19 protein-coding genes and 1 pseudogene are annotated in these 23,466 nt (G+C 71.5%); 16 read left to right on the forward strand and 4 right to left on the reverse strand.

Annotated elements, in window-relative coordinates; all coding sequences use genetic code 11:
* Entirely contained in the window at positions 1-855 is an 855-nt protein-coding gene (locus FSW04_RS13205; protein ID WP_146919957.1) for a MurR/RpiR family transcriptional regulator, read from the reverse strand.
* Between the two features lie 54 nt (positions 856-909).
* Between FSW04_RS13205 and FSW04_RS13210 the strand changes: the two genes are divergently transcribed.
* From FSW04_RS13210 to FSW04_RS13225, 4 genes are read left to right on the forward strand one after another with little or no spacing between them, the layout of a single operon-like run.
* A complete protein-coding gene (locus FSW04_RS13210) occupies positions 910-3,051 on the forward strand; it encodes a hydantoinase/oxoprolinase family protein (RefSeq protein ID WP_187368749.1) in 2,142 nt (713 codons plus the stop codon).
* Positions 3,048-4,811, forward strand: coding sequence for a hydantoinase B/oxoprolinase family protein (locus tag FSW04_RS13215; RefSeq protein ID WP_146919961.1), 1,764 nt, complete (start codon positions 3,048-3,050; stop codon positions 4,809-4,811). Before FSW04_RS13210 ends, FSW04_RS13215 begins: the two co-directional genes overlap by 4 nt.
* The gene (locus tag FSW04_RS13220; RefSeq protein WP_146919963.1) at positions 4,808-5,749 is read left to right on the forward strand and encodes a hydroxymethylglutaryl-CoA lyase; all 942 of its coding nucleotides are present in this window, start codon (positions 4,808-4,810) and stop codon (positions 5,747-5,749) included. Before FSW04_RS13215 ends, FSW04_RS13220 begins: the two co-directional genes overlap by 4 nt.
* A gap of 23 nt (positions 5,750-5,772) precedes the next feature.
* Complete coding sequence (locus FSW04_RS13225; RefSeq protein ID WP_146919965.1) at positions 5,773-6,516, forward strand: aspartate/glutamate racemase family protein; 744 nt, start codon at positions 5,773-5,775, stop codon at positions 6,514-6,516.
* A 253-nt stretch (positions 6,517-6,769) separates the two neighbouring features.
* On the opposite strand, the gene FSW04_RS13230 is transcribed toward FSW04_RS13225, so the two are convergent.
* Both FSW04_RS13230 and FSW04_RS13235 read right to left on the reverse strand, forming a co-directional pair.
* The gene (locus tag FSW04_RS13230; protein ID WP_146919967.1) at positions 6,770-8,155 is read right to left on the reverse strand and encodes an amidase; all 1,386 of its coding nucleotides are present in this window, start codon (positions 8,153-8,155) and stop codon (positions 6,770-6,772) included.
* Complete coding sequence (locus FSW04_RS13235) at positions 8,152-8,829, reverse strand: GntR family transcriptional regulator (protein ID WP_187368750.1); 678 nt, start codon at positions 8,827-8,829, stop codon at positions 8,152-8,154. Before FSW04_RS13235 ends, FSW04_RS13230 begins: the two co-directional genes overlap by 4 nt.
* Before the next feature lie 103 nt (positions 8,830-8,932).
* On the opposite strand from FSW04_RS13235, the gene FSW04_RS13240 reads away from it, so the two are divergent.
* The 10 genes and pseudogenes from FSW04_RS13240 (at position 8,933) to FSW04_RS13280 (ending at position 21,103) form a co-directional block, all read left to right on the forward strand.
* Positions 8,933-9,844, forward strand: a complete 912-nt coding sequence (locus FSW04_RS13240) for an HpcH/HpaI aldolase/citrate lyase family protein (RefSeq protein ID WP_187368751.1) — start codon at positions 8,933-8,935, stop codon at positions 9,842-9,844.
* Positions 9,841-11,061 carry a CaiB/BaiF CoA transferase family protein gene (locus FSW04_RS13245; RefSeq protein WP_146919973.1) on the forward strand — a complete coding sequence of 407 codons (1,221 nt, stop codon included), beginning with the start codon at positions 9,841-9,843 and terminating at the stop codon, positions 11,059-11,061. The genes FSW04_RS13240 and FSW04_RS13245 overlap by 4 nt, the downstream gene beginning before the upstream one ends.
* A 26-nt stretch (positions 11,062-11,087) precedes the next feature.
* Positions 11,088-12,023, forward strand: coding sequence for a polysaccharide deacetylase family protein (locus FSW04_RS13250; protein ID WP_146919975.1), 936 nt, complete (start codon positions 11,088-11,090; stop codon positions 12,021-12,023).
* A complete protein-coding gene (locus FSW04_RS13255) occupies positions 12,020-13,048 on the forward strand; it encodes a zinc-binding dehydrogenase (RefSeq protein WP_146919977.1) in 1,029 nt (342 codons plus the stop codon). Before FSW04_RS13250 ends, FSW04_RS13255 begins: the two co-directional genes overlap by 4 nt.
* Positions 13,049-13,264: 216 nt before the next feature.
* Positions 13,265-14,428, forward strand: coding sequence for a sugar ABC transporter substrate-binding protein (locus FSW04_RS13260; protein WP_146919979.1), 1,164 nt, complete (start codon positions 13,265-13,267; stop codon positions 14,426-14,428).
* Positions 14,429-14,431: 3 nt separating this feature from the next.
* Positions 14,432-16,060: a sugar ABC transporter ATP-binding protein gene (locus FSW04_RS13265; RefSeq protein ID WP_146919981.1), complete on the forward strand. Its 1,629-nt coding sequence runs from the start codon at positions 14,432-14,434 to the stop codon at positions 16,058-16,060.
* Between the two features lie 35 nt (positions 16,061-16,095).
* Positions 16,096-17,136, forward strand: coding sequence for an ABC transporter permease (locus FSW04_RS13270; protein WP_146919983.1), 1,041 nt, complete (start codon positions 16,096-16,098; stop codon positions 17,134-17,136).
* Positions 17,137-17,169: 33 nt separating this feature from the next.
* A pseudogene (locus FSW04_RS13275) lies at positions 17,170-18,581 on the forward strand (hydantoinase/oxoprolinase family protein); the annotation flags it as partial.
* Positions 18,582-18,596: 15 nt separating this feature from the next.
* Positions 18,597-19,220 (forward strand): hydantoinase/oxoprolinase family protein, encoded by a 624-nt coding sequence (locus FSW04_RS27165; protein WP_267128338.1) that lies wholly within the window; start codon positions 18,597-18,599, stop codon positions 19,218-19,220.
* Positions 19,217-21,103: a hydantoinase B/oxoprolinase family protein gene (locus tag FSW04_RS13280; protein WP_146919985.1), complete on the forward strand. Its 1,887-nt coding sequence runs from the start codon at positions 19,217-19,219 to the stop codon at positions 21,101-21,103. Before FSW04_RS27165 ends, FSW04_RS13280 begins: the two co-directional genes overlap by 4 nt.
* Before the next feature lie 346 nt (positions 21,104-21,449).
* On the opposite strand, the gene FSW04_RS13285 is transcribed toward FSW04_RS13280, so the two are convergent.
* Positions 21,450-22,469 carry a TIGR03617 family F420-dependent LLM class oxidoreductase gene (locus tag FSW04_RS13285; RefSeq protein WP_146919987.1) on the reverse strand — a complete coding sequence of 340 codons (1,020 nt, stop codon included), beginning with the start codon at positions 22,467-22,469 and terminating at the stop codon, positions 21,450-21,452.
* 58 nt (positions 22,470-22,527) lie between these two features.
* Here FSW04_RS13285 and FSW04_RS13290 point away from each other — a divergent pair, with 58 nt between their 5' ends.
* Positions 22,528-22,917, forward strand: a complete 390-nt coding sequence (locus FSW04_RS13290) for a cupin domain-containing protein (protein ID WP_146919990.1) — start codon at positions 22,528-22,530, stop codon at positions 22,915-22,917.
* A 65-nt stretch (positions 22,918-22,982) separates the two neighbouring features.
* Positions 22,983-23,378, forward strand: coding sequence for an ArsR/SmtB family transcription factor (locus tag FSW04_RS13295; protein ID WP_146919992.1), 396 nt, complete (start codon positions 22,983-22,985; stop codon positions 23,376-23,378).
* Positions 23,379-23,466: the final 88 nt, after the last annotated feature.

Below are 23,466 nucleotides of genomic sequence, written 5' to 3' on the forward strand. Positions count from 1 at the left end.
TCAGCCGTCGATGACGCCGAGCTCGCCGAACAGGCCGTCGAGGCGCTCGAGGCGCCGGCGGGCGTCCTCGGCCCCGGCGGCGACGACCCGCGAGGCCAGCACGTTGAGCAGCGAGAGCATCCCGGTCATGGACTGGCTCAGCAGCGGGGCCCCGTCGCTGGCCAGCAGGACCGTGTGCGCCTGGCGCGTCACGGGTGCCACGCGGTTGTCGGTGACCGCGATGCCGGTCGCGCCGGCGGCCACCGCGGCGTCGAACAGGCGCGAGGTGTCGGCGATGTAGCGCCAGACCGCGATGCCCACGACCGCGTCGCCCGGCGCCGTGGCGGCCAGCTCCAGCGTGGTCGCCGACAGGCCGGGGTCGCCGAGCCTGCGGCTGTCGAGCCCGGCGCGCCCCAGCGCGACGGCCAGGATCTCGGCCAGCGGGGCCTCGATGCCCAGCCCGACGACGAGGACCCGGCGGGCGGACGTCAGCGCATCGGTGGCGGCCTGCAGCGCCTCCGGCGGGTTCAGGCGCGCGGTCTCCTGGACGTTGTGCACGTCCTGGGCAACGACCGCGGCGTCGACGCCGGGGCCGGCGCCGATCCGCGCGGCGGGCGCATCGAGCCGCTCGAGCGCGGTGACGAGGTTGGGCACCTCGCCGCGCAGCGTCTCGCGGAGCTCGGCCCATCCGCGGTAGCCGAGCGCCTGGGCGAAGCGGACGATCGTGGCCGCGTTGGTGTCGGCGCGGCGGCCGAGCGCGTCGGCGGAGCACAGCGCCGCGGCGACGCGGTCGTCGAGCACGACGCGCGCGATCCGCTGGTGGGCGGGGCTCAGCCCTTCGAAGGCCTCGACGATACGCGCCTCGGTCGCGGTCATGGGGCAAGGCTACGGGCGGAGATGCCGCGGCCGGGCCGACCCCGTCAGGACCATATGTATTCTACGGGATGCATCGGTATACAAACGGGGACGGACGAGCACGTGCTGAGAGTTGGGATCGACGTCGGTGGCACCTTCACCGATCTGATGCTGGTCGACGACGACACGGGCTCGGTGACGGTGCACAAGGTGCCGAGCACCCCGGCCGACCCGTCCGTGGCGACGATGCAGGGGCTGCGCGAGCTCTGCGAGCTGGGCGGCGCGACCCCGGCGGGCGTCGACCAGCTGCTGCACGGCACGACCGTCGCGACCAACATCGTCCTCGAGCGCAAGGGCTCGCGCACGGGGATGATCACCACCAAGGGGTTCCGCGACATCATCTACATCGGGCGCCACCGGCGCCCGAAGACGTTCTCGATCTATCAGGACCTGCCGTGGCGCGAGCCCACGCTCGTGCCGCGCCGGCACCGCCTCGTCGTCGACGAGCGCATCGTGCCGCCGGGCGACGTCGTCGTGCCGCTCGACGACGACGAGGTCCGCGCCTGCGCCGCTCGGCTGCGCGACGCCGGGGTCGAGGCCGTCGCCGTCTGCCTGCTCTTCTCGTTCCTCAACCCCGAGCACGAGCGCCGCATCAAGGCGATCCTCGAGGAGGAGCTGCCGGGCGTGCACCTCTCCATCAGCCACGAGGTCGTGCCCCAGCACCGCGAGTACGAACGCTTCTCGACGACCGCGCTCAACGCCTACATCGGCCCCAAGACGAGCGAGTACCTGCGCCGGATGCACGGCGCGCTGCGCGATCTGGCCCCCGACACCGACTTCCACCTCATGGCCTCCAACGGCGGCACGCTGACCGTCGACGGCGCCGTGTCGCGCCCGGCGCAGCTGCTCATGTCCGGCCCCGTGGCGGGCATCGTCGGCGGGATCGCCGCGGGCCGCTCGGCCGGCTACGAGAGCGTCATCACGCTCGACGTCGGCGGCACGTCGGCCGACATCGGCGTCGCCCCGGACGCGATCGTCCGGATGAAGCACCTCTACGACACCAACCTCGGGGGCTACGAGGTCATGGTGCCCATGGTCGACCTCGACACGATCGGCGCCGGCGGCGGCTCGCTCGCGCGCGTCGACGCCGGCGGCCTGCTGCGCGTCGGCCCCAGCAGCGCGGGGGCCGTGCCCGGCCCGGCCTGCTACGGCCGCGGCGGCACCGAGCCCGCGGCCACCGACGCTCAGGCCGTGCTCGGGCGCATGCGCCCCGACGCCCGGCTGGCCGGCGGGCTGGAGCTCGACGTCGAGGCGGCACGGGCGGCGATCGGCCGCCTGGGCGACAAGCTCGGCCTCGACCTGACCGAGACCGCGGTGGGCATCACCCAGATCCTCACGCAGAACATGGTCAACGCGATCAGCGTCAACAGCGTGCAGAAGGGCTTCGACCCGCGCGACTTCAGCCTGGTGGCCTTCGGCGGCGGGGGCCCGCTCTACGGCGCCGACATCGCACGCGAGCTGTCGATCCCGCGCGTGATCGTGCCGCCGCACCCGGGCATCACCTCGGCGATGGGCCTGCTGGACTCCGACCTCAAGTATGAGTCCCAGCGCACCGTGATGGTCGAGGCGCCCGAGGCCGACGCGGTCGCGCTGGAGGCCGTGTTCGCCGAGCTGGAGGCCGGCGGGCGCGCGGCCCTGGACGCCGACGAGGTCGCCGACGCCGACCGCCTCTTCCAGCGCTGGGCCGACTGCCGCTACGTGGGGCAGGCCTACGAGCTGCTCGTGCCCGTGCCGCCCGGCCCGCTCGACGAGGCCGGCGTCCTCGCGCTGGCCGAGGCCTTCGAGCAGACCCACGAGCGCGAGTACTTCTACCGCTTCCCCGAGAAGGCGGTGCAGATCGTCCACCTGCGGTCCTACGCGATCGGGCTCATGCCGTCGGTCACGCTGCGGCCGATCGAGGCCGGCGACGCCGAGCCGCCGGCCGACGCGGTCGTGGAGACGCGGCCGGTCGTGTTCGCCCAGGGCGACGACCGTACGCCGGGCGAGCTGGCCACCCCGTTCTACGCCCGCGACCGGCTGCGCGCCGGCAACGTCCTGACCGGCCCGGCGATCGTCGAGCAGCTCGACTCGACGACCGTCATCCCGCCGGGAACCACCGCCCGGGTCCTGCCCGACGGCGCGATCGTCATCGACGTCACCACGGAGGCCGGAGCATGAGCGACACCCAGGGGCGTATCGACCCCATCACCCTCGGCGTCCTCGGCGGCGCGTTCCAGGCCATCGGCCTCGAGATGGGCCACGCGCTCAAGCGCATGGCCTACAGCCCGGCGGCTCAGCAGGTCGAGGACCTCGGCGGCGGCCTGTTCACCGTCGACGGGCGCGAGATCTGCGAGTCGGACACGACGCCGATGCACATCGGTTCGATCCCGGCCTACATCCGCGGGTTCATGCGGCGCCTGGAGGGCAACGTCAACCCGGGCGACATCATCATCCACAACAACCCCTACCACGGGGCCTCGCACTCGCCCGACCTGTGCGTGGCGATCCCGATCTTCTGGGAGGGCGAGCTGACCGCGTGGTCGGCCTCCACGATCCACCTGTCCGACACCGGCGGCGTGTTCCCGGGCATCGCGATCGACGTGCACGACGTCTGGGCCGAGTCCAAGATCTACGACTCGCTCAAGCTGTACGAGAACGGCGTGCGCAACGAGCAGCTGTGGCAGTTCTTCATCGACAACACCCGTACGCCGAGCTACGTCATCGGCGACACGGAGGCCATGATCGCCGCGGGCCGGCTGGGGGAGAAGCGCTTCCTCGGCCTGCTCGAGCGCTACGGCAAGGAGACCGTGACGGGGGCCATCGAGGAGTTCCTCGACTACTGCGAGCGCATGATGCGCGCTCAGATCGAGCAGGTGCCCGACGGGACCTGGGAGGCCGACGGCTGGCTCGACGATGACGGGCGCAACCGCGGCGAGCCGCTCTACGTCCACACGAAGATCACGATCGAGGGCTCCGACATCACCGTCGACCTCTCGAAGTCGTGCGACAACGTCGTCACCGGGTTCAACGTGCCGTTCGGCGGCAGCGTGCTGCCGGGCATCTACACCGTCATCCGCTCGGTCTTCCTCGACGAGGCGACCTTCGACGACTTCATCCCCCAGAACGACGGCATCTTCCGCCCGATCAAGGTCATCGCGCGCGAGGGCAGCATCTTCAACCCGTCGTTCCCGCGCTCGGCGCTGTCGCGCGTGTGCCCGATCCTGCGGGCCTCGGACGCCGCGATCCAGGCGCTCGCCGAGGTCGTGCCCGACCGCGTCGCGGCCGGCTCCAGCGCCATCGGCGTCGGCGTCTACACGGGCTACATCCCGGAGAAGTCCGAGTACTGGGTGCATGTGGAGATCAACGAGGGCTCCTACGGCGGGCGCTGCGGCAAGGACGGGATGGACGCCATCGACGTCCTCACCGTCAACTCACGCAACACGCCGATCGAGGAGACCGACTGGCTGTTCCCGATGCGCACCGAGCGCTACGAGCTGCGCGACGTCGAGCCCGCCCCGGGCCGCTGGCGCGGCGGCATCGGCATCATCCGCGCCAACCGCTTCATGGGCGACGGCGCGTTCACGTCGGAGACCGACCGGGCCTACGAGGCGCCGTCGGGCCTGTTCGGCGGCTCGCCGGGGACGACGCTGCGCCTGTACCGCGTCGACCCCGACGGGACCGAGGAGCCGCTGGAGTCCAAGCAGACCAACTTCTCGATGAGCGCCGGCTCGACGCTGGTCTGGGAGCAGGCCTGCGGCGGCGGCTACGGCGACCCGCTGGAGCGCGAGCCCGAGGCCGTGCTCAACGACTACCTGGAGGAGTTCGTCAGCCTCGAGTCCGCCGCTCGCGACTACGGCGTGGTCATCGACGCCGCGAGCGACAGCGTCGACGCCGAGGCGACCGCGCGCCTGCGCGCCGAGCGTGCCGCCGGGACATGAGCCTGAGCTACCCGGAGTCGGTGGAGGTCGTCGAGGTCTCGCCGCGCGACGGGTTGCAGGCCCTGGGCCGGACGATCTCCACCGATGACAAGCTGACGCTGATCGGCCTGCTGGCCGACGCCGGGTTCCGGACGATCGAGGTGACGTCGCTCGTGCGCCCCGACGCGGTGCCCGAGCTGGCCGACGCCGACGAGCTGCTGGCCCGGCTGCCGCGGCGCGAGGGGGTGGCCTACCGCGTGCTGATCGCCAACCGGCGCGGCGCCGAGCGGGCGGTGACCGCGGGCGTCGACGAGGCGATGGCCGTCGTCTGCTGCAGCGAGCAGTACAGCCTGCGCAACCAGGGTATGACCGTGGAGCAGGCGCTGGCGGAGGCGCTGGCGGGCCATCCGATCCTCGACGGGGCGGGCGTTGGCCTGACCGTCGGCCTCGGCCTGGCGTTCTTCTGCCCCTACGAGGGCACGATGCCGATGCACCGGCCGCTGGCGCTGGTCGACGCGCTCATGGCGGCGGGCGTGAGGCGCATGTACCTGTCGACGAGCGCGGGCATGGCCGACCCCGGCCACGTGCACCGCCTGTGCACCGCGGTCCGCGCGCGCCACCCGGGCATCGCGCTCGGCCTGCACCTGCACGACATCGACGGCACCGCGCTGGCCTGCGCGCTGGCCGGGATGGACGCGGGCGTCGAGTGGCTGGAGGGCTCGATCTGCGGCCTGGGCGGCGGGGTCGCGATGCCGCCGTCGCTCATGGACATCGGCAACGTCGCGTCCGAGGACCTCGTCGCGATGCTCGAGGGCATGGGCATCGACACGGGCGTCGACCTCGACGCGCTGCGCAGGGCCGGCTGCGCCGTGGAGGAGCTGCTCGGGATCCGCTCACGCGGGCGGTTCCTGCGCGTCGGCACCCGGCAGGACGTGCTGCGCGAGGCCGCGCAGTACTGACCCAGACCATCAAGGAGAGACGCATGCGGATCAAGTACATCGTGCCGTTCCCGTTCGACGAGGTCGGGCTGGCCAACCGCGCGTCGCAGCTGCCCGACGAGCTGCGCACCCCGGGCGTCGACTACGAGTTCGTGCCCGTCAAGAACTCGTGCCACAACGCCGACAGTCCCTACGAGCTGCTCATCCTCGACGCCTACATCGCCGAGGCCGGGCTGGCCAGTGAGGACGAGGGCTACGACGCGGTCATCATGGACACGGTCTCGGACTCCGGGCTGGCCGCCCTGCGCTCGCGGCTGACGATCCCGGTCCTCGGACCGGGCCTCGTCCAGCAGCACGTCGCGGCGATGCTGGGCAAGCGCTTCACGATCCTGACGATGTGGGAGCGCTGGCGCTCGCTGTACGAGAAGACGATGGCCGAGTACGGCACGGCGCACTACTGCGCGTCGATCCGCTCCATCGACAAGCGCCCCGACCAGGAGCAGCTCCTGGCCGGCCGCGAGGACATCGTGTTCGAGGCGCTCGAGCGCGAGGGCCGCGCCGCGATCGCCGAGGACCACGCCGACGTGATCCTCCTGGGCTCGACGACGATGCACCAGTCCGTCGAGCACCTGCGCCGGACGCTCGACGTGCCGGTCATCAATCCGGGGCCGCTGACCATCAAGCTCGCCGAGCTCTTCGTGACGCTGGGCCTGTCGCACTCCAAGCAGGCGTACATGTCGCCCGAGGTCCTGCAGGACGAGAAGTTCAACTCGCTGATGGGGGTCTAGGCGGGCGCGCTCCCGCGCGCGTGCGCGGGGGCCCGGGCGCCCGGGGACGTCCGCCGGCGCCGGGGGCGGTCGTGGGCAGCTGGGTGTGGTCATGCCCCAGCCAGGTGCCATCGAAATCGGGAACGCGCGCGTCCGCGCTCGTGGCCGGCGCCGGTGGCGCGGAGGTGGGGCATGGCCACCCCTTTGCGCCATCCGGCGACGTCGGACGCCCGCCGGCGCCGGCGCCGGCCGTTGCCTCGGCCGGCCCGCCCGACTACGCCAGGCCCGGCGGGCGGCGCAGGTGCCAGTCCGTCGCCTGCTGGAACGCGTGGCCGGCGCGCAGCGCCGTCGCGTCGTTCCACGGGGCCGCCCCGAGCTGGACGCCGAGCGGCATCCCGTTCTCGTGCGGCCGGGCGGGCACCGAGACCGCCGGCATCCCGGCCAGGCTCCACGAGTACGTGAACCGGGTCAGGCGGGCGGTCATCTCGATCATGTCGTCGGCGCCCAGGCGCGGCGCCGGCGCGTTGGTCGTCGGCGTGAGGAGGAGGTCGACGCCGTCGAAGGCCTGCAGCATGCGCACGCGCCAGGCGCGCATCTGCTCCAGGGCGCGTCCGACGGCGGGGGCGCCGATCTCGTCGCCGAGCCGCAGCCGGCGCAGGACGTCGGGGTCGAAGCGCCCGGGGTCGGTGTCGATGCGCTCGCGGTGCACGCCGGTGGCCTCGGCCTTGACGAGCACGTTGGTGATCGCGAAGGCCTCCTCGGCGCCCTCGAGCTCGACGTCGAAGACCTCGGCGCCCAGGGCCGCGAGCTGCTCGGCGGCCTCCTCGGTGGAGCGCGCGACGCTGGGGTCGAGGTCCTCGAAGAAGAAGCGCCGCGGCACGCCGATGCGCAGCCCGGCGACGCCGTCGCCCAGCGTCGCGAGCGGATCGGCGTAGGGGTGGTCGACCCCGTTGGGGTCGTCGCGGTCGTAGCCGGCGATGACCGCGAAGAGGTGGGCGACGTCCCGCATCGCGCGGGCCATCGGGCCGATCGTGTCGAACAGGGCGCTGACCGGGAACGTCCCGCGCGTGCTGACCAGCCCGAACGTGGGGCGCAGCGCGCTGACGTTGTTCAGGGCCGCCGGGATGCGCACCGACCCGCCGGTGTCGGTGCCCAGCGCGCCGATGCACAGGTCGGCGCCCAGCGCCGCGCCCGACCCGCCGCTGGACCCGCCGGGGACGCGCTCGCGGTCCCACGGGTTGCGGCACGCGCCGAAGTGCAGGTTGTCGGTCGTCGCGCCGAACGCGAACTCGTGGAGCTGGACCTTGCCGACGATGATCGCGCCGGCCGCCCGCAGGCGGCGGATGACCTCGGCGTCCTCGGTGGCGATGCGGTCGGCGAAGAACGCCGAGCCCCGGGTCGACAGCAGACCGGCGACGTCGATGTTGTCCTTGATCCCCAGCGGCATCCCGTCCAGCGGGCCGAGCGTCTCGCCGCGCGCGCGCCGGGCGTCGGTGGCCTGCGCCGCGGCGCGGGCGCCGTCGGCGTCGACCGTGATGTAGGCGTTGATCGCCTGGTGCGTCTCGGCGATGCGGGCCAGGAGCAGCTCCACGAGCTCGGCGGCCGGCAGCTGCGCGCGCAGCCCCGGGTCGTCGATGGCGCCTCGAAGGTCCTGGTTCATGCTGCTCGTCCTCCGGGGTCGGCGTGGCCGAGCGTACGCAGGTGCTCGACGGTGGAGAGCGCGCCGCGCTCGATGTGCTCGCGCATGCACGCGTGCGCGGCCCGCGGGTCCCGGGCCTCGATGGCCTGGGTCACGCGGTCGTGCTGGGAGTACGAGAGCGGTGCGCGGTCGGTCAGCCAGATCGCGCGCACGGGCACGGCCTGCCAGAGGCGGGCGATGAACTCCTGCAGGTACCGCGACGCCGCGGCGTTGGAGATCGCCCGGTGCCAGGCGGCGTTGAGGTCGGCCGCGTCGGTGCGGTGGGGGTCCTGGAGGGCGACGCCGAGCTCGTCGTGCACCCGCCGGATCTCGGCGACGTCGTCGGGGCTGCCCTCGACCGCGGCGCGCTCGGCGGCCATCGGCTCGAGGATGACCCGCAGGCCGTAGACCTCGACGGCGTCCTCGGGGGAGAACTCGGCCACGGCGGTGCCGCGGTGGGCGTGGTGGACGACGAGGCCCTCGGACTGCAGCAGGCGCAGGGCCTCACGGATGGGGGTGGGGCTCATCTCGAGCTCCTCGACCAGCCGCGCGACGCGCAGGTGCTCGCCGGGGTGGTAGCGACCGTGCTCGATGGCCTCGCGCAGGGCGCGGAACGCGGCCTCGGTCTTCGTCAGTGAGGGATGATCGGCGGCCATCAGGTGGCGGATCGGATGGCGGGACCGCATCGGCGATGCCGGCTTGCCTCCCTGCCGCGTTCCATACTATATTTGATTTTCAATACAACGGGGGAGACATTCGTTGATCGATTGGACCGAGCAGCTGCTGCGTTCGGTCCTGTTCGTGCCCGGCATTGACGAGCGCAAGCTCGCCAAGGTCGGGTCGTTCGGGGCCGATGCGATCGTGATCGACCTGGAGGACGCGGTCGCCGACGATCAGAAGATCGCGGCGCGCCAGACCACGAGGGCCGCGGTGCCGACCTACGGCGACGCGGGGGCGGCGGTCGTGGTCCGGGTCAACGGCATCACGACCGGGAGGATGGAGGGCGACATCGAGGCGGTCGTCACCCCCGGGCTCGACGCCATGATGGTGCCCAAGGTCGAGGACGTCGAGACGCTCCCGCGGGTCGACGAGCTGCTCGCCGACGCCGAGCGCGCCGCCGGCATCGAGGTGGGCACGATCCGCGTGCTCGGCCTCCTCGAGACCCCCAAGGCCCTCGCCCACTGCGAGGAGATCCTCGCCGCGGCGCCGCCGCGCGTGCACACCGCGGTCTTCGGCGCGGGCGACTACACGACCGAGCTGGGCATCGACCTCACGCGCGACGCGACGGAGATCCTCTGGGCGCGCTGCCGCCTGGTCAACGCGGTCCGCGCCGCCGGCCTGGCGGCGCCGATCGACGGCCCGTGGCTGGCCCTGGAGGACGTCGAGGGCCTCGAGGCCGACTGCCGCCGCGCCCGTGGGCTCGGCTACCAGGGCCGCGTGACCGTCTACCCGCCGCAGGTCGAGGTCGTCCTGCGCGCGTACTCCGCCCTCACCGACGAGGAGGAGCAGCGCGCACGGCAGGTCATCGAGGAGTTCGAGGAGGCGCTGGCGCGCGACGTCGCGTCGATCCGCATCGCCGGGCGCTTCGTCGACTACCCCATCTACAGGCTGGCGAAGGCCAGGATCGCGCGCCTGGACACCTGGCGCGCCCGGACGGAGGTGGCGTCATGACCGACGGGCCGCTGAAGGGCATCCGCGTCGTCGACTCGGCGTCGCTGTTCGCGGGGCCGGTGATCGGGACGATGCTCGGCGACTACGGCGCCGACGTCATCAAGGTCGAGCAGCCGACGGGCGACAACCTGCGCACCCTGGGCTGGGAGAAGGACGGCGTGTCGCTCTGGTGGGCGCTCATCGGGCGCAACAAGCGCTCCGTGACCCTCAAGCTCTCCGAGCCCGAGGGCGCCGAGGTGATGAAGAAGCTGCTGTCGACCGCGGACATCTACATCGAGAACTTCCGCACGGGGACGCTCGAGCGCTGGGGCCTGGGCTGGGACGTCCTGCACGAGCTCAACCCCAAGCTCATCATGGTCCGCACGACCGGCTTCGGGCAGACCGGCCCGTACGCCACGCGGCCGGGGTTCGGGACGCTGGCGGAGTCCATGAGCGGCTACGCCCACATCAACGGCTTCCCCGACGGACCGCCGACGCTGCCCCCGTTCGCCCTGGGCGACGGCGTCGCGGCGCTGACCGGAGCGTTCGCGGCGATGATGGCCCTCTGGTACCGCGATCAGAAGAGCGGCACCGGGCAGGTCATCGACCTGTCGATCTACGAGCCGCTGTTCTGGATCCTGGGCCCCGGCGCCTCGGTCTACCAGCAGCTCGGCATCGTCCAGGGGCGTACGGGCAACCGCGCGCCGTTCACCGCGCCGCGCAACGCCTACCTGTCCAAGGACGGCGTGTGGCTCGGCGTGTCGGCCAGCGCCCAGTCCATCGCCGAGCGCGTCATGCGGCTCGTCGGGCACCCGGAGTTCGTCGACGAGCCCTGGTTCGCCAACCACACCGGGCGCCTCGAGCACCAGGACGAGCTGGACGAGCCGATCGCCGCCTGGATCGCCGAGCGCGACGCCGACGAGGTCGTGCGGGCCTTCGAGGAGGTCCACGCCGCGATCGCGCCGGTCCTCTCGATCGACCAGATCGTCAAGGACCCGCAGTTCATCGCGCGCGAGACGATCACCGAGGTCGACCATCCCAAGCTCGGCAAGCTCCAGATGCAGAACGTGATCCCGCGGCTCGTCGAGACCCCGGGGTCCATCCGCTGGCCCGGGCCCGAGCTGGGCTCCAGCAACGTCGCCATCCTGCGCGACGAGCTCGGACTGACCGACGAGCAGATCGCCGGGCTCATCGCCAAGGGCATCGTCGCGGAGTCCGTCGACGACGACCCGTCCTGACCACCCGAGAACGAGAGGACGACCGGATGCCCACATTCACCGAGGCCGACGGCCCCGGCCCCGCACGCGACGTCGTCGGCTACGGCCGCCACGTCCCGAAGGTCACGTGGCCCAACGGCGCGCGCGTCGCCGTGAGCATCGTGCTCAACTGGGAGGAGGGCTCGGAGTACTCGAAGATCGCCGGCGACGGCCGCAACGAGGGCCTGGCCGAGATCCCCTACGTCATGGAGCCGCAGTTCCGTGACCTGGCCGCGGAGTCGGTGTACGAGTACGGCGGGCGCGCCGGCGTGTGGCGCCTGCAGCGCCTGTTCGACGAGTTCAAGATCCCCGTCACGTTCTTCGGCGCGGCCGTCGCGTTCGAGCGCAACCCCGAGGTCGCGGCCTACCTGCGCGAGGCCGGGCACGAGCCCTGCTCGCATGGATGGCGCTGGGAGGAGGTCTGGACGCTCTCGCGCGAGGAGGAGCGCGAACACATGCTCGAGGCCATCCGCTCGATCGAGCAGACGTGCGGCGTGCGGCCCCAGGGCTGGTACTGCCGCTACGGACCGTCGGTCAACACGAGGGAACTGCTCGTCGAGGAGGGCGGCTTCGTGTATGACTCCGACGCCTACAACGATGATCTGCCCTATTACACCCAGGTCGGCGACACGCGGCACCTCATCGTGCCCTACAGCTTCACCTACAACGACGGCCGCTATGTGCTGGCCCAGGGCTTCTCGGACCCGTCGTCCTTCTACGACCAATGCCGTCGCGGCCTGGACTACCTGTGGGAGGAGGGCGCCACGCACCCGCGGATGATGTCCATCGGGCTGCACTCCCGTTGGGCGGGCCAGGCCGGCCGCACCAGCGGCCTGCGCGACTTCCTGGAGTACGCGCACGAGAAGGGCGACGTCTGGTTCGCGCGGCGCATCGACATCGCGAACTGGTGGAACGAGCACCACGAGGAGTTCCCCACCGGATGAAGGCCGTCCGCTTCCACGACTACGGAGACGCCGACGTCCTGCGCTACGAGGACGTCCCCGATCCCGAGCCGGGCCCGGGCGAGGTGGTCATCCGCATCCGTGCCGCGGGCCTGAACCACGTCGACATCGACATGCGGGCCGGGACCTCCCGGCTGCCGCTGAACCTGCCGCACACGCTGGGCTTCGAGGGCGGCGGCGACATCGCCGCCGTCGGGGCCGGGGTGGAGGGCTTCGCCGAGGGCGACCGCGTCACCCCGCTCTACCAGATCGCCTGCCGGCACTGCGAGCCCTGCCTGGCCGGCCGCCAGCAGTTCTGCGCCCGGCTGCAGATGCTCGGCGTCCAGCGGGCCGGGACCTACGCCGAATACCTGCTGGTGCCCGCCGACAGCGTCGTGCACCTGCCCGACGCGATGACCTACGAGCAGGCGGCCTCGACGCAGACGACGTTCGCGACCGCGTGGCACTGCCTTATTACCCGCGCGCGCGTGCGGGCCGGGGAGACCGTCCTGATCTCGGCGGCCGGCAGCGGCGTGGGATCGTCGGGCATCCAGGTGGCCAAGCGCGCGGGCGCGCGCGTGATCACCTCGGCCGGCAGCGATGAGAAGCTGGCGCGCGCACTGGAGCTCGGCGCCGACGTCGGGATCAACTACACCACCGAGGACCTCACCGAGCGCGGGCGCGAGGCCACGGACGGGCGCGGGGTCGACGTCGTGCTCGAGCACGTCGGCGGCAGCGTGTTCGAGCGCAGCCTGGCGGCCGTGGCCGACGGCGGCCGCGTCGTCGTCTGCGGCGGCCACGCCGGGGAGGTGGTCGACCTCGACCTCATCGAGCTGTTCCGACACGAATGGTCGGTGATCGGTTGTGCGAGGGCCACGGAGGCGGAGCTGCGCCACGTCATCGAGCTCGTCGGCCGGGGTGAGCTGCACCCGGTGATCTCGGAGACGATGCCCCTGTCGGAGGCGGCTGCGGCGCACCGCCGGATGGAGGACCGCCGTCAGTTCGGGAAGGTGCTCCTGATCCCGTGACCCGACAGTCGGTCCGAGCCGTTCCGACAAAAGGCTCAATGTCCAACTTTTACTTGACTTACGGAATGACCGGCGCTTAGCTTGCGCCGTATACGACTGTATACCGCTTAGGCTGGGGCGGACGCCCCAGCCGTGAGGAGGAGGATGGAAGTGCGCGAAGCGGAGTTTCGTCGGACGAGATACACCCTGGGAGCCGCGCTTGCCGCCGGCGCCCTGATGCTGGGGGCCACGGCCTGCGGCAGCAGCAAGTCCAACAGCGGCGGCAGCAGCGGTGGTACGAGCACCGCAGCGGCCGGCGGCACCAGCACGACCGCGGCCGGCGGCGGCGACAGCGCCAAGGCCAAGGCGCAGGCCGTCATCGACAAGGCCAAGCAGGTCCCGGTGTGGAAGGTCGACGCCCAGCCCTTCGACGTGACCAAGGTCAAGGGCAAGACGATCTTCAACATCCCGGTCTCGAGCACGGTGCCGTACGTCGCCGCGGTCGACAAGCAGATGCAGAAGGTTGCCACCGAGCAGGGCGTCAAGTGGGTGCAGTTCGCCAACCAGGGCAACCCGACCCAGTGGGCGGCGGGCATCAACCAGGCCATCTCCCAGAAGGCCGACCTGATCATCCTCGACGCCGGCAACGACCCCAAGCTGGTCATCCCGGCCCTCCGCAAGGCCAAGCAGGCCGGTGTCCCGGTGATGGTCAACCACCTCTACCAGAACGGTGAGGGTCCGGATCCGTCGACGGCCAGCCTGATCACGGCCTACATCGCGGTGCCGTTCAACGAGTCCGGCGCGCTGTCGGTCAACTACGCGGTGGCGAAGGACGGCTGCGACGGCGTCAAGGCCCCGCTGATCATCACGGCCAAGGAAGTCCCGCCGTCGGACGGCATCGTCAACTCGATGCAGACGACGCTGAAGGACCTCTGCCCGGACGCCAAGGCGAAGGTCGTCAACGTCCCGGTCGTCGACTGGGGCACGAAGATCGCCCCCGAGGCGCAGTCCGCCGTGTCCTCCAACCCGGACACGAAGTGGATCTTCCCGACGTACGACTCGATGTCCATCCCGGCCATCCAGGGCGTGCGTCAGGCCGGCAAGGCGGCCACGGTGAAGATCGCGTCCTACAACGGCACGCCCGACGTCATGAAGCTCATCCAGAGCGGTGACATCATGCAGGCCGACATGGGCGAGAACATCGAGTGGCTGGCCTACGGCAACATGGACCAGGCCTTCCGGATCCTGGCCGGCGCGCCGATCGTCAAGGGCGGCCTGGAGAACACGCCGCTGCGCGTCTTCGACGACAGCAACATCGCAGAGGCCGCACCGAACGACTTCACCGGTGGCTTCGGCGATGCGTTCAAGACCGGCTACAAGAAGCTCTGGGGAGTGAGCTAGCCGATGACGGACCGGGCCTCCTCATCGCACGACGACGGGCCCGGGCCCTCCGATCCGCAGGCGGGCGCCCCTTCGGGGGCGCCCGTCCGGAACGGCGGCGCCCCGGTCGTGGCGCTGCGCGGACTCTCCAAGTCGTTCGGCGGCGCACGCGCCCTGGACAACGTCAACCTCACCATCAACCGCGGTGAGATCCACGGCCTGCTCGGCGAGAACGGCTCGGGCAAGTCGACGCTCATCAAGGTCCTCGCGGGCTTCCACGCCCCCGACGAGGGCACCCTTGAGATCAACGGCCAGCCGGTCTCCCTGCCGCTTGCGCCGGGGCAGTTCGCCACGCTCGGGCTGAGCTTCGTCCACCAGGACCTCGGGCTCCTGCGCGAGCTCACCGTCCTCGAGAACCTGCGCATGATCGAGCTGGCGCAGTCGCGGTCCTGGCGCATCGACTGGCGCACGGAGCGCCGGCGCGCCCGCGAGCTCTTCGCCGAGTTCGACGTGCCGCTGGATCCCGACGCGCTCGTCAACGACATCACCGAGACCGATCGGGCGCTGCTGGCGATCGTCCGTGCCGTCGAGGACATCCGCAAGGCCACCGGTGCGGACCGGCGCGGCCTGCTCGTCCTGGACGAGCCCACCGTCTTCCTCCCGCGCGAGGGCGTCGAACGCCTCTTCGCGATCACCCGCTCGATCGTCGAGCACCACGCCAGCGTCCTGTTCGTGGGCCACGACCTCGACGAGGTGCGCGAGATCACCCACCGCGTCACGGTCCTGCGCGACGGCAAGGTGCACGGCACCGTCGTCACCAAGGATGCCACCGAGGCCGAGCTGGTGGAGATGATCATCGGCCGCCGGCTGGCCCAGCTCGAGCTCGAGCGGCCCGACGTCGTGCAGCACGAGACGGCCATCTCGGTCAAGGGCCTCATCGGCACCACCCTCGCGGGCATGGACTTCGACGTGCGCAAGGGCGAGGTCCTGGGCGTCACCGGCCTGCTCGGATCGGGCTTCGACGAGCTGCCCTACCTGCTCTTCGGGGCGCGGTCGTGCTTCGGCGGCGAGCTCACGACGCCCGACGCCACGTACAACCTCGCGACGATGACCCCCCAGCGGGCGCTGGCCGCGGGCATCGCCCTCATCCCGGCCGACCGCCAGCGCGACGGCGCCGTCGGCTCCCTGCCCATCTGGGAGAACGTGATGATGCAGGTCATGGGCGACTACCAGCCCATGAACCTCCAGCTGCGCAAGATGCACCAGGTCGCCGGCGAGCTGCTCCAGCGCTTCGACGTGCGGCCCAGCGATCCACGGCTGGTCTACCAGTCGCTCAGCGGCGGCAACCAGCAGAAGGCGCTGCTGGCGAAGTGGATGCAGACCGATCCCGGGCTGATCCTGCTGCACGAGCCGACCCAGGGCGTCGACGTCGGCGCGCGCCAGCAGATCTTCGAGATGCTCTCGGCCGCGGCCGAGGGAGGCATGTCGATCATCTGCGCCAGCTCGGACTACGAGCAGCTGGCGGCGATCTGCGACCGGGTGCTCGTCGTGGGCAACGGCCGGATCGTGCGCGAGCTGACAGGGAGCGACGTGGTCAAGGACCGCATCGCCGAGCAGGTCTACAACAGCGTCACGCTCGCCGAGGCGGAGTGAGGGGCACCCACATGGAGACGGAGAGCGACACCACCATGACCGAACACAGCACCGCGACCGAGCCCGCCAAGGGCGGTCCCACCGGGGCGAGCAAGCGCACGAGCAAGAAGGCCGGCGACTTCGGCCAGCGCTTCGCGCTCATCGCCGTGTGGGCCATCGTGCTCATCGTCTTCAGCCTGCTGAAGCCGCACACGTATGCCACCAGCGGCAACTTCCAGACGATCTTCGGTTCGCAGGCGGTGCTGCTGATCCTGGCGCTCGGCCTCATCCTGCCGCTGACGACGGGCGACTTCGACCTGTCGATCGCCGCCGTGATGACGCTGACCTCGATGCTCATCGCGATCCTGCAGGTCAAGCACGGCTGGGCGTTGGCGCCGGCGATCGTCGTCGGCCTCGGCGCCGGCCTCATCGTCGGGATCCTCAACGGCGCGCTCGTCGTGCTGCTGGAGATCGACTCGTTCATCGTGACCTTGGGGTCGTCCACCGTGGTCCAGGGCATCGTGCTCTGGATCAGCGGCTCCAACACGGTCAGCGGCGTGAGCAACGGCCTCATCGACTGGACGATCACCAACACGTTCCTCGGGATCTCGGTGGTGTTCTGGTACGGCGTCGCCCTGACGCTGCTGTTCTGGTACGTGTTCGTCTACACCGCGATGGGCCGGCGGCTGCTGTTCGTCGGCCGCGGGCGCAACGTGTCGCGGCTGAGCGGCATCAACGTCGGGCGCGTCCGCTGGGGCGCCCTCGTCGGCTCGGGCTTCATCTCGGCGGTGGCGGGCGTCTTCTACACCGGCTCGCTCGGTGGCGCGGACCCGACCTCGGGCCTCTCGTTCCTGCTGCCCGCCTTCGCGGCCGCCTTCCTGGGCGCCACGGCGATCTACCCCGGCCGGTTCAACCCGGTCGGGACCTTCGTCGCCGTGTTCTTCCTGGTCAGCGGCATCACCGGCCTGCAGCTCCTCGGCGCCGACAGCTTCGTGCAGCAGCTGTTCTACGGTGGCGCCCTCATCCTCGCGGTCGCGCTGTCCCAGCTCGTGCGCCGCAAGGACATCAAGGACGAGGCCGCGGCGAGCTCCGCCTAGGCCGCGGACGTCGGACAACTACATGGAGAAGCGATGAGTCTGAAGCTCGGGGTCGACGTCGGCGGCACGTTCACGGACGTGCTGCTGGTGTCGGAGGAGACCGGCAAGCTGACGATGGCCAAGGTGCTGTCGACGCCCGAGGACCAGTCCAAGGGCGTGATGGCCGGGGTGGCTCAGGCCTGCGAGACCCACGGCGTCGGCCTCGACGCGCTCGATCTGATCCTGCACGGCTCGACGGTCGTGACGAACATGATCCTCGAGGAGAAGGGGGCGACCGGCGGTCTCATCACGACCGCCGGCCACGAGCAGATCCTGCACCTGGCCCGCGCCTGGACCCCCGGGCCGCTGTACGCGTGGATGGGCATGATCAAGCCCGATCCGCTCGTGCCGCTGTGGATGACGCGCGGCGTGCCCGAGCGCATCAGCGCCACGGGCGAGGTGATCCACGAGCTCGACGAGGACGCCGTGCGCGCCGCGGTCAAGGACCTTCTGGACACCGGCACCGAGTCGCTGACCATCGCGTTCCTGAACTCCTACGTCAACGCGGCGCACGAGCGCCGGGCGCGCGAGATCGCGCTCGAGCTGCGGGGCGACCTGCCCGTCTCGATCTCCTCCGACCTGGTCTCGGAGTACCGCGAGTACGAGCGCACGCTCACCGCGGTCCTCAACTCGTACACCCAGCCCCAGGTCATCAAGTACGTCGACGGCCTCGAGTCGCTGCTCAAGGGCGCCGGCTTCGCCGGGCGCCTGAACATCGTGCGCTCCGACGGCGGCACGATGAGCGCCCGCTCTACGAAGGAGCGCCCGGTCGACATCGCGTTCTCCGGGCCCTCCGGCGGGGCGGTCGGCGCGGCGTACCTGGCCCGGCGCATCGGGGTGCCCAACGTGCTGACGTTCGACATGGGGGGACGTCGACCGACGTGGCGCTGTGTCGCGACGGCGAGGTCTCCATCAAGCGCGAGGCCCAGCTCGGGTACTACAACTTCCAGGCGCGTGGGGCCGACATCCACAGCGTCGGCGCCGGCGGCGGCTCGATCGCCTACCTCAACCTCGCCGGGGCCCTGAAGGTCGGCCCCCGCAGCGCGGGCGCCGACCCGGGGCCGGCCTGCTACGGCCGCGGCGGCACCGAGCCGACCGTGACCGACGCCAACGTCGTCCTGGGCCGCCTGCCGGGGGGCTCCAAGCTCGGCGGCCGCCTCGAGCTCGACGTCGACGCCGCCCAGAAGGCCGTGGCGACCGTGGCCGACGGGCTGGGCATCGACACCGTCGCGGCCGCGCAGGCCATCCTCGACATCGCCAACGAGAACATGCACGCCGCGCTGCGCGTCGTCAGCGTCGAGCGCGGCTACGACCCGCGCGACTTCGGCCTCGTCGCCTTCGGCGGCGCCGGCCCGCTGCACGCCAACGCGCTGGCCCGGCTCATCGGGGCCGACCCGCTGGTGATCCCCAACACGCCCGGCGTGCTGTCGGCATTCGGGTTCCTGGCCGCCGAGGTCCAGAACGAGTTCGCCCGCACCTACCTGAAGATCGCCGAGGAGACGCCCGGCGCCGATGTCGCCGCGGCCGTCGACGAGCTCGTCGAGGAGGCCGCCGCCTGGCTGGTCGCCGAGGGGGTCGACCCCTCCGAGCACGTCTTCGAGGTGTTCGCCGACTGCCGTTACCAGCGCCAGGACATCCAGATGCCCTGCGCGCTGGACCGCAGCGCGCTGGACAACGGCTACGCGCAGCGCCTGCGGGCCGACTTCGAGGCCGAGCACAGCCGGCGCTACGGCTTCGACCTGGAGGCCTTCGTGGAGATCGCGACGATCCGGGTCGTCGGCCATGGCACCACCCGCGACATCGACATCGAGACGCCGCCGTCGGGCTCCTCGGCCGAGGCGGCAGTGGAGCGCACGGAGCAGGTGCACTTCGACGGCCAGTGGCACGACACGCCGATCTACGACCGTCGCGTCCTGGCCCCGGGCCACGTGCTGGCGGGCCCGGCGATCGTCGAGCAGGAGGACACGACGAGCGTCATCGAGCCCGGCTACGCCGGCACGGTGGACGACATGGGGAACATCATCGTCAGGGAGCAGAGCCGATGAGCGCCACGCAGAGCACGTTGCCCGACTTCGTGCGCGAGCACGACATCGACCAGGTCACGCTCGACATCATCGAGAACACGCTGTCCAACGCGCGCTACGAGATGGACCGCGTGTTGGAGACGACGGCGGTCAGCCCGGTCATCCGCGAGCAGTCCGACCAGTTCCCGCTCATCGCCGACCGCCATGCGCGCATGGTCATCGGCCAGTTCGGCAGTGCGATCCCGACGATCATCGAGCACTCGCCGTACGAGGTCTCCGACCTGCGCGACGGCGACGTCATCGCGCTCAACGACCCCTACATGTGCGAGGGGTCGGTCTCCCATACGCCGGACATGCTGCTGCTGCGGCCGATCTTCTTCGAGGACGACCTCGTCGGCTACGCGTCGCAGTGGGGCAACCTCATCGACGTCGGCGGCACGGCCGCCGGCTCCATGCCGATCAGCGCGCGCAGCATCTACCACGAGGGCGTGCGCATGCCCCCGATCAAGCTCTACGACCAGGGCAAGCTCAACGAGGAGGCGCTGCGGCTGTTCTGCCACAACACGCGCGCCCCCAAGGAGGTCGAGGCCGACATCAAGGCCATCGCCGCCGGCACCGCGGCGGGTGCGGCGCGCGTCATCGAGCTGTGCGAGCGCTACGGCAAGGAGACCTACCTCGAGGCCTGCGACGCGATCCTGGACCGCACGCGCTCGGCCGTCATCGAGCTCATCCGGACCTACCTGCCCGACGAGAAGCGCCTCAGCTTCGAGGACTTCGCCGACGACGACGGGCTCGGCACCGGCCCGATCAAGCTCAAGATGACGATGTGGCGCTCCGGCGACACGATCAACGTCGACTGGGAGGGGACCGACGGGCAGGTGCCCGGGTCGGTCAACTTCTACCTCAACCCCGAGATGTTCAAGATGTTCGTCGGGGTGTTCCTCATCATGGCGTTCGCGCCCGACGTCGTCTTCAACGACGGCTACTCGGACATCATCAACGTCAACATTCCCGAAGGCTCGGTCCTCAAGCCCGAGTTCCCGGCCCCGCTGGGCAACCGGCTGACGCTGATGGCCCGCCACTTCGACGTCTTCGGGGCCGTGTTCTCCAAGATGCTCGGTCTCCAGTTCGCGGTGTCGGGCAGCTACGGCACCAGCCCGAACTTCGTGTACTCGGGCACCGACTCCAAGGGCGAGAACTACCAGATCCTCGAGATCCTCTACGGCGGCATCCCCGCCCGCCCGGCCGGTGACGGCCTCGACGGCCATTCCTGGTGGCCGCTGTTCAAGGCGGTCCCGACCGAGTATCTGGAGAAGTACTACCCGCTGCGCGTCGAGAGCTACTCCGTGCGCACGGACTCCGGCGGCGCGGGCTACCACCGCGGTGGCCACGGGGTGGCCAAGGTGTACACCTTCCTCGAGGACGGCCTGATCACCTTCCAGGACGACCGCGCCCGCACGCATCCGTGGGGCGTCAACGGCGGCATGTACGGCGAGAGCTCGGAGAAGACGCTCATCCGCGCCGACGGCCGCGAGTGGAGCCTGCCGTCCAAGGTCGAGAACGTGCCGGTCCACAAGGGCGACCGCCTCGTGTTCTCCACGGCGGGCGCCGGCGGCCTGGGCGATCCCCTGGACCGCGAGCCCGAGCGCGTGGCCAAGGACGTGCGCGCCGGCCTGGTGACCGTCGAGGCCGCGCGGGAGGACTACGCGGTCGAGCTCGGCCCCGACGGCGAGGCCGACGCCGAGAAGACGGCCGCCGCCCGCGAGGCCAAGCGCGCCTCGCGCGAGCCGCGGCCGGACTTCGACTTCGGCCCGCTGCCCGAGATCGGCGAGCTGCGCAAGGAGATCGCGGCCGAGCGGCGCGAGTTCGAGGCGGCGCTGGCCAACGAGTCCGACTCGGGGTGACGCTCGCCCAGGGGGCGAGGTCACCTTGCGGGTGTCGGCCCTGGGGGGCCGAACCCGCGGCTCGGGGCGGCGATCAGCGCACTCGGGGTGACGCTCGCCCAGGGGGCGAGGTCACCTTGCGGGTGTCGGCCCTGGGGGGCCGAACCCGCGGCTCGGGGCGGCGATCAGCGCACTCGGGGTGACGCTCGCCCAGGGGGCGAGGTCACCTTGCGGGTGTCGGCCCTGGGGGGCCGAACCCGCGGCTCGGGGCGGCGATCAGCGCACTCGGGGTGACGCTCGCCCAGGGGGCGAGGTCACCTTGCGGGTGTCGGCCCTGGGGGGCCGAACCCGCGGCTCGGGGCGGCGATCAGCGCCCCGCGTGCATCGCGCCGACGACGCCGGCCCAGGTGTCCGGCGTGGCCGCGTCGCCCGCGTGCAGCGCGATGCGGTCCACGCCCGTGGTGCGGGCGCGCAGGTCGGCTGCGAGCGCCTCCGGCGTCTCGCCGTAGGCGACGAAGAGGCGCAGCGTCTCGTCGTCGACGAGCGCGGGCATGTCGGCCCAGCCGCCGCTGCGCGACAGACGATGCAGCGCCTCGAACAGGTCGCTGCGGCCGTGGAGGTCGAGCACCTGGCGGTAGCCGGGCGTCGAGCCGTAGAACGCGACGCGGCGGCGGGCCGCCTCGAGCTCGTCGGGCGTGGTTGCCGCAAGCTGGGCCACGGAGATCGCCACGTCCTCCGGACGCCGGCCGGCGCGCTGCACGCCGCGCAGCAGCGCCGGGCGCACGACCTGCTCGAGGTACTCCGCGCTCTGCAGCGGGTGGACGAGCAGGCCGTCGGCGACCTCGCCGGTGATCTCGATCATCCGCTCGCGCACGGCCGCCAGGTGGACGGGCGGAGCGCCGTGGGGCTGGGGGCGCGGCCGGAACGCGGGCGGCATGAGCGTGTGCGAGGTGAACTCGCCGTGGAAGTCCAGAGCCTCGCCGGTCTCCCACGCCGTCCAGATCGCGCGCAGCGCCAGGACGTACTCCCGCATGCGCCGGGCGGGGTGCGACCACGGAACGCCGAAGCGCCGCTCGACGTGCGCGCGGACCTGCGTCCCGAGGCCCAGCACGAACCGCCCGCCCGTGAGCTCCTGGAGGTTCCACGACGTGTAGGCGACCTCCATGGGCGTGCGCGGGAAGGCCAGGGCGATGCCCGTGCCCAGCGCGACGCGCTCCGTGGCGCCGGCCGCCAGCGCGATCGGCAGGAACGGGTCGTTGTTGGTCTCGGTGACCACGACGCCGTCGAAGCCCAGGCGCTCGGCGTCGGCGGCCCACGCCGCGCTCTCGCCGATGGGGACCCCTCGCAGCGTCGCGTCGAGGGCGGGGCCGGAAGCGGGCGACGGCATCGAGATGGCATGCTACGCCAATGTCCGACGTTCGCCTCGCAGGACGGGCCGCGACCCGATGATCATCAACCACGGACGCGTCGACGGCCAGCCGTCAGACCAGCGCGGGCCGACGTTCACCGGCCAGGTGTGGGCCGAGCCGCTGCTCTCGCCGACCGAGGGCGTGGCCGTCAACACGGTGTTCTTCCCGCCCGGCGCGCGGACGCACTGGCACACCCACGCCACGGGTCAGATCCTCATGGTCACCCACGGCGCGGGGTTCGTGCGCAACGACGCCGGCGAGGGCGGGCCGCTGCGGCCGGGCGACGTCGTGTGGATCTCGCCGGGCGAGCGCCACTGGCACGGTGCGGGGCCCGACACCTACCTCACGCACATCGCGATCTCGCTCGGGGACGCCGACTGGCAGGACGCCGTCGACGACGCCGACTACGACGCGGCGCGCGGCTGAGTCGTCGCGACCCTGAATCTTCGAAGTTCATGAGATCCTGAGGCGCTGGTAGCCTCAGGATCTCCGTGCCCGCCGACGCGCAGCCGACACCCCCCGCAGGCCCCCCGCCGATCTACCGGCTCAAGGCGGACTTCTTCCGCCTGCTCGGCCACCCGGCGCGGGTCCGGATCCTCGAGCTGCTGCGCGACGGCGAGCGCAACGTCGGCGAGCTGCAGGCCGCGCTCGGCCTGGACTCCAGCGGCACCTCGCAGCACCTGACCGCCATGCGCCGGCAGGGGCTGCTCGCGAGCCGGCGGGCCGGCACGAACGTGTTCTACCGCGTCACCGACCCGCGGCTCTTCGACCTGCTCGAGATCGCGAAGCAGATCCTCACGGCCCAGCTCGAGCAGACCCGCGAGCTGCTGGGCGACCTGGCCGGTGCCGACGCACCGGCCGCGCCGCGCCGCACCGGGCGTCGCTGAGCGGCCGCGCCGGCCGGCACGTGCGGGCGCCGTGATCGGTTCCAAGTCTTAGAAATACGGAAGATTCAGAGAACTGAATATCTTGGTA

Origin of the sequence: Baekduia soli (assembly GCF_007970665.1) — a bacterium.
In the GTDB taxonomy this organism is placed as follows: Bacteria; Actinomycetota; Thermoleophilia; order Solirubrobacterales; family Solirubrobacteraceae; genus Baekduia; species Baekduia soli.